A 16,254-nucleotide genomic window follows, 5' to 3' on the forward strand; every position below is an offset into this window, starting at 1 on the left:
CGCACCGCCGTTTTCCTGTCGTATTGCCATGCCTGAATTACCCGAAGTCGAAACTACCCGCCGCGGTATCGCCCCCTATCTCGAGGGTCAGCGCGTCAGCCGCGTGATCGTGCGTGAGCGCCGTCTGCGCTGGCCCATCCCCGAAGACCTGGACGTGCGTCTGTCCGGCCAGCGAATCGAGTGCGTCGAGCGCCGCGCCAAGTACCTGCTGATCAAGGCCGAAGTCGGCAGTCTGATCAGTCATCTGGGCATGTCCGGCAGTCTGCGCCTGGTCGAATGTGGCCTGGCTGCGGCCAAGCATGAGCATGTGGATATCGAGCTGGAGTCCGGCCTTGCCCTGCGTTACACCGATCCGCGGCGTTTCGGTGCACTGCTGTGGAGTGAGGACCCGCTGACTCACGTATTGCTCAGCAAACTCGGCCCTGAGCCGTTGGGCGGGTTGTTCGACGGTGAGCGTCTGTTCCAGATGTCGCGCGGGCGCAGCATGGCGGTCAAGCCCTTCATCATGGATAACGCCGTGGTCGTCGGCGTGGGCAATATCTACGCCAGCGAAGCGCTGTTCGCCGCCGGTATCGACCCGCGCCGCGAAGCCGGCTCGATTTCGCGGGCGCGCTACCTGCGCCTGGCCGATGAGATCAAGCGTATCCTCGCTCATGCCATCGAGCGTGGCGGCACCACCTTGCGCGACTTCGTCGGTGGCGATGGCCAGCCGGGCTACTTCCAGCAGGAGCTGTTCGCCTACGGGCGCGGCGGCGAGTTCTGCAAGGTCTGCGGCAGCACGCTACGTGAGGTCAAGCTGGGCCAGCGGGCGAGTGTCTACTGTCCCAAGTGCCAGCGCTGAGCAGATAACGATCCGCTGGATATGGGTGAGTCGTAGGGCGGGTGAAACCCGCCGGGATTTCAATGGCGGGTTGCACCCGCCCTACGGCATAAAAATAAGAAAAACGAAGGTGTTAGATGTCCGGCAACTATCTACCGCGCAATCCAGCTGCCGAATGGCTGGGGCGCGGCGTGCTGAAACTCATGGGCTGGCGCATCGTTGGGCAGTTGCCCAAACTCGACAAGTTCGTCGCCATCGGCGCTCACCACACGTCCAACTGGGCCTTCGTGATCTTCATTGCGCTGAAGTTCGTGCTGCGCCTCAACGCGCGCTGGTTCGGCAAGCACAGCATCTTTCGCTGGCCCTTCGGCGGCCTCATGCGCAGTTGGGGCGGCATTGCGATTCGCCTGGACCGCAAGTTGAACACCGTCGAACAGGCCATTCAGGCCTTTCGCGAGCATGACGAGTTCATTCTGGGGCTGTCGCCCGAAGGCACGCGCAAGAAGGTCGAGCGCTGGAAGATGGGCTTCTACCATATTGCGCTGGGCGCGGGCGTACCCATAGTGCTGGGCGCGCTGGATTACCAGAATCGGCGGGTGGTGATCGCTCCGACCTTTTTGCCAACAGGTGACGAGCAAGCCGACCTGGCAGCCATGCTGGCGTTCTTTCGTCCTTACGTGCCGAAAAAGCCGGAGTATGCCTTTCACGGCGATTGACGTCCGTCACGCTGACAATTATCAATGCGCTGTTATAGTTACTGGCACTTTCCCGAATAATCTGAAGGATCGATCCATGAAAGCGCTCCGCACTTCCGCCGCTGTCCTGGCGCTGACCTCTGGCCTGCTGGCGCTATCGGCGCAAGCGGAAGTGGTTCAGCAGAACGCCAGCGGTGATCCGTTGTACACCGTCGAGGCGCCCAAGGGCTATGCCATGATTGGTGATCTGGTCATCGCCCGCCCCCTGCTGATCGGCGCCACTGCGATCGGTGCTGCAGCCTTCATCGTCAGCCTGCCGTTCACCGCGCTGGGCGGTAACGTCGGCGAGGCAGCGCAATCCCTCGTGGTAGCGCCGGGCAAAGAAGCCTTCGTACGCTGCCTGGGCTGCACCAGCAGCGGCTACAAGCAAGACTGATTCGCTGCACTGCTTGTCGCGGCCTCTCTCCTCCTCTCTCCTCCTCATCGAGGCGAGGGGCCGTTTACGTTTTAACGCCGAGAAAAGGAAGAAGCGGTAGTGATGAAGTACCTGCGCTGGGTGATATTGCTGCTGGTGGTAATGGGGCTGATCGCCTCGTTCTGGTTCAGCCAGGGCTGGCTGCAACTCTGCGCCGGGCTGGCGATCTTCCTGTTTGGCATGCAGTGCCTGGAAGACGGCCTGCGTCAGCTGGCAGGCAGCAAGCTGGAGCAGATACTCGGGCGCAGTACGTCCACGCCCTTCAAGAGCCTGTTGTTCGGCGTCGGCGGCACCCTGTTGCTGCAGTCCAGCACCCTGGTGTCGCTGCTGACCATCGCCTTTATCAGTACCGGCCTGATCCAGCTGGCCGGCGGTATCGCCATTCTGTTCGGTGCCAACCTCGGCGCCACCAGCGGTATCTGGTTGCTGGCGCTGGCGGGACAGAACCTCAGCCTCAGTCCGCTGGCCTTGCCATTGCTGGTGTTCGGTGTGCTGGCCGGTTTCTTCGGGGCGAAGAGCAAGGCGGCCGGGCGTATCGTGTTAGGCGTTGCCTTCATCTTCCTGGGGATCGATCAGATCAAGGAAGGCTTCGCCAGCTTTGGCGATGGTCTGGACATGAGTGCATACCAGGAAGGCGGGCTACGCGGCGCGCTGCTGTTCACCGCAATAGGCATGGCCATCACCGTGGTGCTGCAATCCAGCCATGCGACCCTGATGCTGACTCTCGCAGCGTTGGCTGGCGGTCAGCTGGAGTTGAGCCAGAGTCTGGCCATTGCCATTGGCTCCAATATCGGCAGCAGTGTGACCACCGGCTTCGTCGGCTCGCTGGGCGGCAACCGCAGCGGGCAGCGCCTTGCCCTGGCCCATGTGCTGTTCAACGTGGTCACTGGCGTGCTGGCATTCATCCTGCTCGAGCCGCTGACCTGGCTGGTGCACGCGCTGGCCGAACCGCTGGGGCTTGGCGAAAACAGCCTGATCCAACTGGCGATGTTCCACACCCTGTTCAATGCCATGGGCGTTGCGCTGTTCTGGCCGCTGCAGGGGCGTCTGGCGCAGTTGTTGATCCGCTGGCTGCCGGAACGTAGCGAGCCACAGGTACTGATCACCGAACTGGCGAGCGAGAAAGTCGCCGAGCCCGAGCGAACGCGAGCGCGCTACCTCAACGAACGGGCGTTGGATTCGGTGGATGCCGCCTCCTGCGCGGTGGTGCAGGAGCTGGGGCACCTTGGCCGCTTGAGCCTCGAGGTGATCTGCCATGCACTCTATCTGCCGGTTGATCAGTTGGCGCGTGCACGGGCGGATGAGCAACTGCTGCAGGCCAAGCCCACGCAGGGCGGCTTCGATGCGGAGCACTTGTATCAATTCCATATCAAGGGTGTGTATGGCGATCTGCTGAGCTTCATGGGGCGCATGGAACTGCCCATGGACGAAGCGCATCAGCAGTTCTGGGTCAGTTGCCAGTTGGCGGCGCTGCAACTGGTGGATGCGGTCAAGGACGCCAAGCACCTGCAGAAGAATCTTGGCCATTATCTGGACGCACCACCCTCGGCGGTGCGTGATGCCTATGTGGAGCTGCGTCGCCATTTGCTCACCACCCTGCACGAGGTGCGTGAGTTGGCACGCTCGGACATGCCTGACGAAATGTGGCAGTCACGCCTGCGTTGGTTGGATGAGCAGGCGGCGAGCTTCGATGCGAGGTTTCGTCAGCGCCTGTTCGCCGAGGTACGCGACGGCCGTCTGGATGGCCTGCAGACCAGCTCGCTGATGAACGACCTGGGTTATGTCAGCCGTATTTTCCAGAGCCTGCGCAACGTGCTGATGCTGAGCAACGAGCAGGCGCTGTTCCGCGAATTGCGCAAGTTCGGTGAGGAGCAGGAGAGCCTGATCAGGCTCTCCTGACACAAGGCGTAGCCCGTAGCCGGATGAAATCCGGGAGCGGTTGTGCAGTTTCCCCGGATTGCATCCGGGCCACGGTCACATTCGGGCGCTGCGCTTCAAGGCGTCGCTGTGCCAATCCCGCGAGGATCGCTCGCGGCCTTCACTTCGCCGCTGACCTTGTCCCAGAACAGCACCTGCTGATTACCGTAATGCCGATCCAGGCGCTTGAGTTCATGGCCACGCCGTTGCAGCTCGGCGATCTGCTCATCGCTGAAGGTGTCCGGCTCGTGCTCGATCACGTCGGGCAGGAACTGGTGGTGATAGCGTGCCACGGCTGGCCAGCGCTCGATGGGCTGATCGTCCAGGTACTCGAGCATCGACAGCAGCACCATGCTGGGGATACGGCTGCCGCCCGGCGTGCCGAAGGCAGCGAACTCGTCGCTGCTCTCGATAAAGCTGGGGCTCATCGACGACAGCGGCCGCTTGCCTCCGGCAATCGCATTGGCCTGGCTGCCGGTCAGGCCGTAGGCGTTGGCGCCCTGCACGTCGGCGGCGAAGTCGTCCATCTCGTCGTTGAGCAGTACACCGGTGCCGGGTACGGTGAAGGCGGCGCCAAAGGGCAGGTTGATCGACAGCGTTGCAGCGACAGCATTGCCTTCGGCATCGAGCACGGCAAAGTGGGTGGTGTGGTCGCCCTCGTGCCAGGTGCCGGCCGGCGGCAGGCTGGCGCTGGGTGTGGCGCGCTCGGGGTCGATGCTGCCGGCCAGTACAGCCAGATGCCCAGGCGAAAGCAGTTGCTCGACCGGATTCTTGACGAAGTCCGGGTCGCCGAGCAGGCCCCGGTCACGGTAGGCGCGGCGCAGGGCTTCGACCACATAGTGCACGCGCTGTACGGGCTCGGCGTCGCGCCAGGGCAGTTGTTCGAGAATCGCCAGGCTCTGCGCCAGGGCTATACCGCCCGCCGAGGGCGGCGGTGCGCTGATCAGCTCGCGGCCATCTTCCAGGGAGAAATGTAGCGGCGCACGGCGGGCAATACGGTACTCATGCAGGTCATCCTCGGTCCAGATACCGCCGGCATGGCGCACGCCTTTGATCAGGCGCTCGGCTATCGGGCCGTTATAGAAACCCTCCCGGCCATGTTCGGCCAACGCCTGCAGGGTGGCAGCCAGATCCGTCTGACGCAGTAGATGGCCCTCGGCGGGGATTTCGCCCCGGTCAAGAAAGAGCTTGGCGCTTTCGGCATCGTCACGCAGCGCTGCCAGGCGCCAGGTCGCACGCTCGCGGTAGACACGGTCCACCGCGAAGCCCTCGTTGGCCAGGTGGATTGCCGGTGCCAGGCTGGTTTTCAGCGGCAGACGGCCGTGCTTCTCCGCCAGCTCGACCAATGCTGCTGGCAGCCCTGGAATGGCGGCAGCCAGTGCGCCGTTGAGCGACAACTCGCGCTGCACCTTGCCATCGCGGACATACAGATTCGGTTTGGCTTCCAGCGGTGCGCGTTCGCGCGCATCGAGGAAGTCATAGCCTGGCGTATCGCCGGCAGTACGCAGCAGGAAGAAGCCGCCGCCGCCAAGGCCTGAGCCGTAGGGTTCGACCACTGCCAGGGCAGCACTGGCGGCGACGGCGGCGTCGAAGGCATTGCCGCCGGCGTCGAGCATCTGCTGCGCAGCGGCTGTGGCGGCGGGGTGAGCGGTGGCAATGGCGGGTTGCTGCGGGGCGGCATGGGCCAGCAGGCTGGCGCCGAGCAGCAAGGTTGATAGCAGGAGTTTGCGCAACATGCGATCTACCTGAGGCGGCTGAAGGAGGCTGGAAGCTTAACAGCCTCGCTCGGGCGAGGGGGCACAATGGGCGCGGAGGAAACGGGAGACCGGCGGCCTCCCGGGGAGAATCAGGCCTTGCCGGTGATGATGCGGTATTTGTGCATCAGCTCATCCTTGCTCTCGACATTGTTCTCGTCGAGCGGGATGCAGTCCACCGGGCACACCTGCTGGCATTGCGGCTCATCGTAGTGGCCAACGCACTCGGTGCACAGGTTGGGGTCGATCACGTAGATCTCCTCACCCTGGGAAATGGCGCCGTTGGGGCACTCGGGTTCGCAGACGTCGCAGTTGATGCAATCGTCGGTGATGATCAGGGACATGGGGCAACTCCTGTCGAGGCGCAGGCTTCGACACTGGCAGACAACAATGGCGCAATTGTGCCGGATTGGTGCGGCTTGTGCCATGAGGCTGGACAGTTAGGCACCGCTCACTGTAGGAGCGGCGCCGCGCCGCGAATCTGAGTTTCGCCAGACAAGCTTCGCCCCGGGGTGGGGCTCCTGCTAAAAGTCGATCTTGCTTAGCTTTTGCGAAAACGCTCGTTCAGCGCGTCGGCCACGGCAGGGTGCACGAACTTGGTGATATCGCCGCCCAGGGCTGCGATCTCGCGCACCAGGGTCGAGGAGATGAAGGAATACTTTTCCGATGGCGTGAGGAACAGGCTTTCCACGTCCGGCGCCAGTTGACGGTTCATGTTGGCCAGCTGGAATTCATATTCGAAGTCCGACACCGCGCGCAGGCCGCGCAGGAAAACATTGGCGTTCTGCTCCTTGACGAAGTGCGCCAGCAGCGACGAAAAACCCATCACTTCGACGTTGGGCAGGTGCTTGGTCACCTCGCGGGCCAGCTCGACGCGTTGCTCCAGGGAAAACAGAGGGTTCTTCTTGGGGCTGGCGGCGACGGCGATGATAACGTGATCGAACAGGCGCGCGGCGCGTTCGACCAGATCACCGTGGCCCTTGGTGATGGGGTCGAAGGTGCCGGGGTATAACACTCGATTCATCGGGACGTCCTGGCGGGTCGAAAAGGAGTCGGATGGTAGCGCAGCGCATGCCAGCGGCCAAGCCACGGCCTGCGTTGCGTTCTCCCATGCCAGGGCAGTAGCGTCTAGCTCGGGCTTTTCAGCCGCTCGGCCAGCAGCGTCGCAAGCTTGGCGGTCAGGCCGTAGATCGACAGTTGGGGGTTGGCGCCGATGCTGGTGGGAAATAGCGAACCGTCGTGGATCGACAGGTTGGCCAGGTGATGGTGCCGGCCCAGGCTGTCGACCACTGCCTGCTGTGCATCCTCGCCCATGGCGCAGCCGCCCATCACGTGAGCACTGCCCAGGCGGGTGCGGTACAGCGCCAGGTCGAGGTTCTCGATCATGTCCCGGGCCTCCTTCCAACTGCCGACGTAACGCGCATCGGCATGGGTCGGCATCACCGCCTTGGCACCGGCGGCGAACTGGATTTCCGCCATGGTCAGGTAGGCGCGGCGCACGCCATCCCAGGTGTAGTCGGTCATCTGGTAGTCGAGCACCGGGCTGCCATCGCCCCGCAGCTCGACGCGCCCTTCGGCGCTGTCTTCGTGGAAACCGTCGCGCAGCAGGGCGAGCATCACGTTGGTGTGCGGCAGTTGCGCCATGCGCAGGGCATTCTCGCGACCAAAGTCGCCGAGCAGAGTGGCGGTCAGCGCCGGTTGCAGCGGCGGCACTTCAAGTTTGTAGGAGAGGCGCCCACCGGTGCCGTCGTCCCACTGAAAATGATCCGAGTAGACCGACTGCGGCGCACCGTAAAAGGGGTTGATGACCTGCTCGAACTGCGCCGCGGAGAAGTTCGCCAGGTGCAGGTAGGTGCGCCGGCCGACGCGCTGGTGTGGGTCGGGCACATTGGAACGCAGCAGGATACCGGGCGTGTTGATGCCGCCGCCGGCCAGCACGTAATGCCGCGCCTTGACCCGGATGCGCTTGCCGTTGGGCGCTACGCAGCGTTCGTCCATGCCCAGGCAGTCGATGCCGACCACCTGGTCGCCTTCGATCAGCAGCTTGTCGGCGCGTGCCAGGTAGAGCAGCTCGCCGCCGGCGTCGAGGGTGGCGGGGATGGTGGTGACCAGCATCGACTGCTTGGCGTTGGTCGGGCAGCCCATGCCGCAATAACCGAGGTTCCAGCAGCCGCGCACGTTGCGCGGGATCGGCGCCCAGTGATAGCCGAGCGTGTCGCAGCCGCTGCGCAGCACCTCGTTGTTGGCATTCGGTGGCACCGCCCAGGGCGCCACGCCCAGGCGCTGTTCCATCTGCTCGAACCAGGGCGCCATGGACTCGACGTCATGGCCCTTCACGCCGTGGACCTCGGCCCAATGCGCCAGGGTCTGTGGCGGCGTGCGGAAGCTGCTGGTCCAGTTGATCAGGGTGGTGCCACCGACCGCGCGGCCCTGGAGGATGGTGATCGCGCCGTCCTTGCTCATGCGGCCGATGCCTTCCTGATAGAGGGTCGGGTAGGCGTCGGCTTCCTGCATCTTGAAGTCGTCGCTGGTCTTGAGTGGGCCTTCCTCGATCAGCAGCACCTTGTAACCCGCCGCGCTGAGGATTTCCGCGGTGGTGCCACCACCGGCGCCGCTGCCGACGATGGCGACATCGACTTCCAGGGTCAGGTCGTTTTCCAGACGCGAACCGTCATGGGTCTTCCAGCCGCGGGCCAGGCCTTGCTTGAATAAATCGGGTACGGGCATTTCGAATTCTCTTGTTGTTATGGACAGCGCAGCCCTGGTAGGAGCCGGCTTGCCGGCGATCCAGCAATCGCCGGCAAGCCGGCTCCTACAACTAGACCGTAGGTGGCCCCGGATAGCCGCAATGCGCCCAGGCTTCCTGGCGGCTGTACCAGGCCATCATCACCAGCTGCAACAGCGAGGCGTGGCCCATGCGTAGCAGGCTCAGGCTGCTGTTCTGCCAGCGGGTGAGGAACTGCCGCACGTCGTCGCCACTGGCCTTGTCCCACCTGCCCCACACCCCGGTCAGCGGGCCGCGGGTGATGGGCAGGGTGAGTACGTCGAACAGCTGCACGGTGAGCCTCCGCATCTCCGGCGACAGGTGTGCCAGGCTGGTGTCGAGGCTCTTCAGCGTGCCGTCGATGGCCTGCGGCATCTGCTGCGCGGTCACGGCGCCGTCGAGCATCACCGGGATCAGCGCGCGCAGAAAGGGCATATCGCTGCTGCGCAGGATCAGGTAGCCGCTGGCCGGCGTACTGGCCGAGCAGCCGCTGAGGGTGGCAGTCAGCCCTGCGGTGCCGAGCAGCGCGGTGCCCAGCAGACCGACCTTGAGCAGGTTGCGCCGCGATAGGTGCGGCGCTTCGAGTGTGGTGTCGTTCATTATTGTTATCACCAGATGTAAACGGGCCTTGCCCGTGTGGATCAGCGTACGAACAACTTGTAGACCAGCTTCTGGATCGCCTTGCCATAGGGCGGGTAGATCAGCCGCGCGGCGTTGAAGCGCTGCTTGATAAACACGCCCTTGGCCTTGCTGAAGGTCAGGAAGCCTTCGTGACCGTGGTAATGGCCCATGCCGGAGGGGCCGATGCCGCCGAACGGCATGTCGTCCTGGGCCACGTGCAGCAGGGTGTCGTTCAGGCACACGCCGCCGGAATGGGTCTCGTGCAGCACGCGCTGCTGCTCGCGCTTGTCGTAGCCGAAGTAGTACAGCGCCAGCGGCCGTGGCCGCGCGTTGACGTAGGCGAAGGCGTCTTCGATACGGTCGTAGGGCACCACGGGCAGCAGCGGACCGAAGATCTCGTCCTGCATCAGCTTCATGTCGTCGCTGACGTCCAGCACCAGGCTCTGCGGCAGGCGCCGGCCCTGGGTCTCGGGGTAGATAGGGACGATACGCGCGCCCTTGGCCTGGGCGTCCTGCAGATAGCCGTTGAGGCGCGCCAGCTGGCGCTCGTTGATGATCGCGGTGTAGTCGGGGTTGTCCTTGAGCTGCGGGTAGAAGCGCTGCACGACGTCGCGGTAGGCGGCGACGAAGCCCTCCACCCGATCCCTCGGCACCAGCACATAGTCCGGCGCCACGCAGGTCTGCCCGGCGTTGAGGGTCTTACCGAAGGCGATGCGCTCTGCGGCGTGCTCCAGCGGCACGTCGGCGGAAACGATGGCCGGCGACTTGCCGCCCAGCTCCAGGGTCACCGGCGTGAGATTTTCGGCGGCGGCGCGCATCACATGCTTGCCGATGCTGGTGGCGCCAGTGAACAGCAGGTGGTCGAACGGCAGCTTGGAGAAGGCCATGCCGACTTCCGCTTCACCCAGGGCGACGCTGACCAGATCCTCGGGAAAGATGCGCGCCAGCAGATCCTTGACCAGTTGCGAGGTGGCCGGGGTGGACTCGCTCATCTTGATCATCACCCGGTTGCCGGCGGCCAGTGCGCCGGTCAGCGGGCCGATGGCGAGGAACAGCGGGTAGTTCCACGGCACGATGATGCCGACCACGCCCAGCGGCTGGTAGATGACCTTGGCCGACGCCGGCATGAATTGCAGGCCGACGCTGCGCCGCGAGGGTTTCATCCATTTCTTGATGCGTTTGCTCGCGTAATGGATGCCATGCAGGCTGGGCATCAGTTCGGCCAGCAGGGTTTCGTCGGCCGAGCGGTTGCTGAAATCGCGGGAAACGGCGTCGATCAGCGCCTGGCGGTTTTCCAGGATCAGCCCGCGTAGTGCCTTGAGCCAGGCGCGGCGCTGCTCGGCGGAGGGCATCGGGTTGGCGCGGTAGGCGGCGCGCTGGGCGGCCAGCAGCGGCTCCAGGGCCTCTATCTGTTGTTGGTTTTGTTGGAGATAGGCAACGTCGGCGACCATGGTGGCGTCCTCTCGGGGAGCGGCGGAATGGAGTGGAATGACTTTTAGAGTAATTGCTCTAAACTGTCAATCGAGGCCTGCGCCGGTCGTCAGATCGGGCGCTTCCCTGTACTTTTAGCCCTTTCCGTGCGCCGAGCCGAACCATGGCCCCGAAGAACAAGACCCGCGACCGCATCGTCGAAGCCAGCCTGGAGCTGTTCAATGCCCAGGGCGAACGCAGCGTCACCACCAATCACATCGCCGCCCACCTGGGGATGTCGCCGGGCAATCTGTATTACCACTTCCGCAACAAGCAGGCGATCATCGCCGAGCTGTTCGCCCAGTACGAAAGCCGCGTCGACGCCTTCCTGCGCCGCCCCGAGGGGCGCGCGCTGACGGTGGCGGACAAGACTTTCTACCTAGAAGCCCTGCTGGCGGCGATGTGGCACTACCGTTTCCTCCATCGCGACCTGGAGCACCTGCTGGAAACCGACGTGCAGCTGGCCGAGCGCTATCGCGCGTTTGCCGCGCGCTGCATGCAGGCCGCCGCCGAGATCTACCGCGGCTTTGCCGCCGCCGACATCCTGGCGATGAACGACCAGCAGATCGAGGCGCTGGTACTCAACAGCTGGATCATTCTGACCTCTTGGGTGCGCTTCCTGTGCACCGTGCGCAGCAACCCCGGCGACCTCAGCGAGGAGCTGATGCGCCGCGGCGTGTACCAGATCCTGGCGCTGGAGGGCGGCTACGTTACCGACTCGGCGCGCCCGGCGGTGCAGGCGCTGCTGCAACGCCTACATGTGCCGATGAGCGCGGTGGTGAAGTGACGCAGAGGTGCATCAACTTTGTGTCGACTCTGTCAAGACTTGAACGCTTCGTCTGAAAGTGGCGTCATTAATTCGACAGTATGTTAAATTTGCCTAACTAAATGGTGGCATTCTGCTGCCTAGTGTCGATTTCCGAGTTGCACCGATGCCGACCAATACGCCCCGAGTCGCAGTCCTGGGCGCTGCCTTTTCCCGTTTTCATGGGTTGGAGCCGGACCGTTTCGCCGACCTGAATGGCCTGCTGGCCGCGCCCGTCTACGATGTGCTGCTGATCGACCTGCCCGGTGTCTCTGCCGGCCAGCTGCTGCGCAGCCTGCGTCTCGACCAGCAGTACCGCTTCGCCCTGATCTACTGCTGCCAGGACCAGGATGCCTGGTGCGAGGCCCTTGGCGACGGTCGCCCGCCCGCTGATCTCGGCGCCATTACGCCCCTTTGGCGCCTGTGGCAGGAGCGCTTCAACCTGTTCAACCGTGGCGCCGCGCCGGAGCGCTTCGAGGCGCGCGTGCTGGCCTGGCTGTGGCTGCGCTCGCGCGGTGACGTGCATGCGGTGCGCGATGCCGGCGTGGCCCAGCACTACCGCTACCCGCTGCTGGAGGCCCTTAGCGACGGGGAGACGATCAGCGACTTCTCCTGGCTGCAGTTGATGACGCAGCAGGGCTGGCTGGAAGAAGGCGTGCTGCTCGACCGCCTGCGCCTGTGCACCGACTGCGGCTCCGGCCGGCTCAACTATGTCGACGTCTGCCCCGAGTGTCAGGCCCTGGACATCTCCCGTCAGCCTTCGCTGCACTGCTTCACCTGCGGCCACGTCGGCGCCCAGGAGCATTTCCTCAAGGACGGCCTGCTGCTCTGTCCCAACTGTCTGAGCCGCCTGCGCCATATCGGCAGCGACTACGACCGGCCGCTGGAAAACTACCGTTGCCGCAGTTGCCAGGCGTTCTTCGTCGATGCCGCCGTGGAAGCGCGCTGCCTGGACTGTGGCGAGCGTCACGCTCCGGACAAGTTGCGTGTGCGCGAGGTGCGTCACTTCCGTTTGGCCGAGGCCGGACGCCTGCGCTGTCGCCAGGGCTTCAATACCAGCCCGGCGGACAATGACCAGTTCGGTCGCCTCAACCTAATGTCGCGGCGCAGCTTCCATGAGCTGCTGGAGTGGCAGCTGCAGTTGGTGCGTCGGCACAAGAGGCCACCCTTCGCCCTGCTTGGCGTGCGCTTCGTCAACCTCCTGGAGGCCCTTGAGCGACTCGGCGAAATGCGCGGTCATGCGCTGATCGACGGCCTGGTTGAGCGCCTGCAGGAGGCCGTGCGCGAGACCGACCGCTGCTGCCGGCTGAGTGAGGAAGTGCTGTGGCTGCTGATGCCGCACACCGACGCGGCCGGCCTCGAGGTGGTGAAGAAACGCCTGGCCAAGGGCGCCGAACGCCTGGCCAACGATGCCGACACCCATATCGAGATGCGCCAGGTCGGCTTCGTCGCCCCCGAGGAACTGGTCGACCAGGAAGACGCCGCACTGCTCCTCGCCCGCCTGGGCGGCCTGCTGGCCTGACGCGGGAGACGCTGTGGAAGCGGTAATCGAGCAAGCACTGGGGATTGTCGAGGAAGCGCGCCGCAATGGCGGCCTGGCCAGCCTCTTCGTCACCGTGTTCCCGGCGCTGTTGCTGCTGGAGGTGCCGCTCAACCTGCTGGTGCTGCTCGGCGTGCTGCGCTGGTTCCTGCGCAAGCCCTACGAGCTGCCGCCCGACAACGCTTACCGGCCGCGGGTGTCCTGCATCATTACCTGCTACAGCGAAGGGCTGGACGTGCAGACCACCCTGCGCAGCCTGTGCGAGCAGACCTACCTGGGCGACATCGAGATGATCCCGGTGGTCGACGGCGCCGCGGTGAACAAGACAACCATGCAGGCGGTGCGCGATTTTCGCCTCGACCGCGTGCTCTACCCGCGCCGGCTGCTGCGGCCGATCGCCAAGTGGCAGCGCGGCGGCCGGGTGTCCTCGCTCAATGCCGGCCTGGCCCACTGCACCGGCGAGATCGTCATGTCCCTGGACGGCGACACCTCCTTCGACAACGACATGGTAGTCAACATCGTCCGCCACTTCGCCGACCCCAACGTGCCGGCCGTGGCCGGCAGCCTGCGGGTGCGCAACTGGAAGGCCTCGCTGACCACCGCCATGCAGGCGCTGGAATACCTGCTGTCGATCCACATGGCGAAGATCGGCCTCAGCGAGTGGAACCTGGTGAACAACGTTTCCGGGGCCTTCGGTGCGTTCCGCCGCAGTTTCCTCGACAAGATCGGCGGCTGGGACACACACACCGCCGAGGACCTCGACATCACCCTGCGGATCAAAAACTACTTCGGCCGCCAGCCCCTGCGTATTCCCTTCGAGCCCTGTGCCATCGGCCATACCGACGCGCCGACCACCTTTCGGCAGTTCCTCATGCAGCGCCTGCGCTGGGACGGTGACCTGTATTTCCTCTACATCCGCAAGCACCGCCACAGCTTCAACCCGCGTCTGCTCGGCTGGCCGAATTTCCTCATGATCCTGATCAGCGGCTTCTTCTTTCAGCTGGTGCTGCCGTTCATCATCTTCGGCTATCTGGTGGTCGGCGCGCTCACCATCCCCTGGGTGAGCTTCCTGGTGTTGGGCCTGCTGGTGTACCTGGTCTACCTGCTGATGACGCTGCTGATGTACCTGGCCATGCTGGCCATGGTCTCCGAGCGGCCGCGCCAGGACCTGCGATTGTTGCCTATCGTGTTTCTGTTCCCTCTGTTCATGCTGGTGATGCGCTGCTGGAGCGCCGTGGCGATGCTCAACGAGGCGCTGCGCCGCGGTCACGAGGAGTCCAGCATGGCACCCTGGTGGGTGCTGAAGAAGGCCAAGAGGTTCTGAGATGGTGCGTTCACTTTCCCTGATCGGTCTGTTGCTGGCCGTTCTGCCGTTGCATGCCGAGCCGCTGCCGCTGGCCATCCTGCTGGACGATCTCGACGGCAGCGCCGTGGCGCGCGTTGGGCAGGCCGAGCAGGACGTGCTGGCGGCGCAGCGCAGCCAGCGCGAAGCCGAAGCTGGCTGGCAGTGGTTCGCCTCGGCCGGTACCGGCCACTATCGCGAGCTGGTCACCGAAGAGGTGCGCGATGATTACTACGGCCGCGACATGGCCCTGGGGCTGCGCCATCCTCTGCTCGGCAGCCTGCGGCGCCAGGTGCAGGCGGTTGAGGCGGTGGAGCTGGAACAGCAGCGCCAGCACGCCCGCGATCTGCTGCGCCGTGCCGAGCAGCGCCTGGCCCTGCGCAGCGCCTACGCCGACTGGTGGCGCGCCGAGCAGGAGCAGCGCTGGTGTGCGGCCTTGCTGCCCGCCGCCAGCGAGGCCCGTGCACGGCTACAGCGGCGCCAGCACGAAGGCTGGCTGCTGGCTTCCGAGGCGCGCCTGCAGCAGGCCCAGTGGCAGAGCCTGGAGCGCCGCTGCCAGCGCACGCCGGAGCTGCTCGACGGGACGCGCGCGACACTCTCCGGCCTGGCCGGGCAGTCCATCGCCGCGCAGCAGCAGGCTGTGGCTGAGCCACTGTCGCCGCAGGTGCGTCCGCTGGCAGCCTGGAAGCAGGCGCTGGAGGCTCATCCGCGCCTGCGCGAGCGCCAGGATGAGCTGCGCCATGCCGAACGCAATCGCCAGTCGCCCTGGTATGCCGGGGTGGATTCCAGCTTCAGCCTGGCGCAGAGCTATGAAGACCGCAGCGGTGCGGACAAGCCGGGCGATGGCCTGGTGGCCAGTATCAGCCTGAGTGCACCATTCGACCTGCTCAACTACGGCAACGCCCGTGACCGCGAAGGTGAAGCCCGACACCAGGCTGCGCTGCAGCGCCTGGAGGTCGAGCGCGAGCAACTGCTGCTCGGCCTGGGGCAGGCCCTGCGCGCCCAGCGTGCGGCCATCGACGAGCTGAGTGCGGCGCGTGAGGAGCTGGCTGTCGCCGAGCAGGTGCGCCACGAACAGGGCCTGCGCCGCGATGCCGAACTGGAGAATGGGCTACAGAGCGAGCTGGCTGCCGAGCTGGGCCGCTACGGTGCAGGCCTGCGGCTGATCGCTGCCTGGCATGCGGCCTGGCTGCGCGAGGCGGCGCTGCGCCTGTTTGTCGAGGACGATGCCGGTCTGGTCGCGCTGCTCGGCGAGGGTCAGGAACACTGGAGCCTGACGGCCACCAGTACCAGTGCCGGCGAGTGGCGCCAGGGGGTGTATGTCTGGGACAGCCGGCGCCTGCTGCAGGCCTCCAGTCGTCGCGGCGAGCTGCGCGACCTGCGCCGCGCCGGCATGCAGCGGATCTACCTTGGCCTGTCCGGTGCCCAGGTGGCGGATATCCCGACCTTGCGCCAGCGCCTGCAGGACAGCCTCGACGAGGCCCACGGCCAGGGGCTAGAGGTGGGGCTGCTGCTGGGCGACCCGGCCTGGCTGGAACCGGCCGGTCGCCAGGGGCTGTTGAATCTGCTCGGTCAGCTACAGGGCCTGCCGTTCGATGCCCTGCACCTGGATCTGGAAGTCGAGCAGCTGGGCTGGCCGGTGCCGGACAGCCGCCTGCAGGACTGGCTCGATACCCTGGCCGCAGTGGCCAGTCTCAACCCCTGGCCGCTGGAGCTGTCCAGCCACCACCGCTGGTTCGCTGAGCCGCAGCCGGGGCAGACTTGCGTGCCCTGCGCCCTGCCGCAGCGCGGCGTACAGCAGGTCAGCCTGATGATCTACACGCGCAATGCTGAGCGCAGCGCCGAGCTGGCCGAGCAGATCGCCCAGCGCTGGCCGGCGCTGAACTTCCGTCTGGCACAGAGCGTCGAGCCGCAGCTGCCGGCGACGGAAAGCTGGGCCGGCGTGCCGAGCCGCCAGCTGCAGCAGCAAGTCGAACGCTGGCGCACGCGCCTGCAACCGGTGGGTGTCACCGGTATCGACTGGCAGGATTGGTCCTATTACCCCCACTGAG

Annotated in this window: 14 protein-coding genes; 8 read left to right on the plus strand and 6 right to left on the minus strand. The window is 65.2% G+C overall.

Going from position 1 to position 16,254, the window contains the following annotated elements; all coding sequences use genetic code 11:
- Nucleotides 1-28 precede the first annotated feature (28 nt).
- From mutM to PSOLE_RS08505, 4 genes are all read left to right on the plus strand, one after another.
- Nucleotides 29-841 carry a bifunctional DNA-formamidopyrimidine glycosylase/DNA-(apurinic or apyrimidinic site) lyase gene (gene mutM, locus PSOLE_RS08490; protein ID WP_074855355.1) on the plus strand — a complete coding sequence of 271 codons (813 nt, stop codon included), beginning with the start codon at nt 29-31 and terminating at the stop codon, nt 839-841.
- Nucleotides 842-957: 116 nt separating this feature from the next.
- Nucleotides 958-1,536: a lysophospholipid acyltransferase family protein gene (locus PSOLE_RS08495; RefSeq protein ID WP_074855356.1), complete on the plus strand. Its 579-nt coding sequence runs from the start codon at nt 958-960 to the stop codon at nt 1,534-1,536.
- A gap of 76 nt (nt 1,537-1,612) precedes the next feature.
- Nucleotides 1,613-1,951, plus strand: coding sequence for a multidrug transporter (locus tag PSOLE_RS08500; RefSeq protein ID WP_074855357.1), 339 nt, complete (start codon nt 1,613-1,615; stop codon nt 1,949-1,951).
- Between the two features lie 102 nt (nt 1,952-2,053).
- Nucleotides 2,054-3,889, plus strand: coding sequence for a Na/Pi cotransporter family protein (locus PSOLE_RS08505; protein ID WP_074855358.1), 1,836 nt, complete (start codon nt 2,054-2,056; stop codon nt 3,887-3,889).
- 95 nt (nt 3,890-3,984) lie between these two features.
- Here the strand turns inward: PSOLE_RS08505 and ggt are convergent, their stop codons facing one another.
- The 6 genes from ggt to PSOLE_RS08535 form a co-directional block, all read right to left on the minus strand.
- Nucleotides 3,985-5,643: a gamma-glutamyltransferase gene (gene ggt, locus PSOLE_RS08510; protein WP_074855359.1), complete on the minus strand. Its 1,659-nt coding sequence runs from the start codon at nt 5,641-5,643 to the stop codon at nt 3,985-3,987.
- Between the two features lie 110 nt (nt 5,644-5,753).
- Complete coding sequence (locus PSOLE_RS08515; protein WP_003464019.1) at nt 5,754-6,005, minus strand: YfhL family 4Fe-4S dicluster ferredoxin; 252 nt, start codon at nt 6,003-6,005, stop codon at nt 5,754-5,756.
- Nucleotides 6,006-6,202: 197 nt separating this feature from the next.
- Nucleotides 6,203-6,685: a pantetheine-phosphate adenylyltransferase gene (gene coaD, locus PSOLE_RS08520; RefSeq protein WP_003464016.1), complete on the minus strand. Its 483-nt coding sequence runs from the start codon at nt 6,683-6,685 to the stop codon at nt 6,203-6,205.
- 104 nt (nt 6,686-6,789) lie between these two features.
- Nucleotides 6,790-8,388, minus strand: coding sequence for a GMC family oxidoreductase (locus tag PSOLE_RS08525; RefSeq protein ID WP_074855360.1), 1,599 nt, complete (start codon nt 8,386-8,388; stop codon nt 6,790-6,792).
- Between the two features lie 91 nt (nt 8,389-8,479).
- The gene (locus PSOLE_RS08530; protein WP_074855361.1) at nt 8,480-9,025 is read right to left on the minus strand and encodes a twin-arginine translocation pathway signal protein; all 546 of its coding nucleotides are present in this window, start codon (nt 9,023-9,025) and stop codon (nt 8,480-8,482) included.
- Between the two features lie 41 nt (nt 9,026-9,066).
- A complete protein-coding gene (locus tag PSOLE_RS08535; RefSeq protein ID WP_074855362.1) occupies nt 9,067-10,497 on the minus strand; it encodes a coniferyl aldehyde dehydrogenase in 1,431 nt (476 codons plus the stop codon).
- A 143-nt stretch (nt 10,498-10,640) separates the two neighbouring features.
- Here PSOLE_RS08535 and PSOLE_RS08540 point away from each other — a divergent pair, with 143 nt between their 5' ends.
- The 4 genes from PSOLE_RS08540 to PSOLE_RS24925 all read left to right on the plus strand — a co-directional run bounded on the left by PSOLE_RS08540 (nt 10,641) and on the right by PSOLE_RS24925 (nt 16,253).
- Nucleotides 10,641-11,303: a TetR/AcrR family transcriptional regulator gene (locus tag PSOLE_RS08540; protein ID WP_074855363.1), complete on the plus strand. Its 663-nt coding sequence runs from the start codon at nt 10,641-10,643 to the stop codon at nt 11,301-11,303.
- A gap of 145 nt (nt 11,304-11,448) precedes the next feature.
- Nucleotides 11,449-12,843, plus strand: a complete 1,395-nt coding sequence (locus tag PSOLE_RS08545; protein ID WP_074855364.1) for a TackOD1 domain-containing metal-binding protein — start codon at nt 11,449-11,451, stop codon at nt 12,841-12,843.
- 13 nt (nt 12,844-12,856) lie between these two features.
- The gene (locus PSOLE_RS08550; RefSeq protein WP_074855365.1) at nt 12,857-14,185 is read left to right on the plus strand and encodes a glycosyltransferase family 2 protein; all 1,329 of its coding nucleotides are present in this window, start codon (nt 12,857-12,859) and stop codon (nt 14,183-14,185) included.
- Between the two features lies 1 nt (nt 14,186).
- Entirely contained in the window at nt 14,187-16,253 is a 2,067-nt protein-coding gene (locus PSOLE_RS24925; protein WP_074855366.1) for a TolC family protein, read from the plus strand.
- Nucleotide 16,254 lies beyond the last annotated feature (1 nt).

This window comes from Pseudomonas oleovorans subsp. oleovorans (assembly GCF_002197815.1).
GTDB classification, from domain to species: Bacteria; Pseudomonadota; Gammaproteobacteria; order Pseudomonadales; family Pseudomonadaceae; genus Aquipseudomonas; species Aquipseudomonas oleovorans.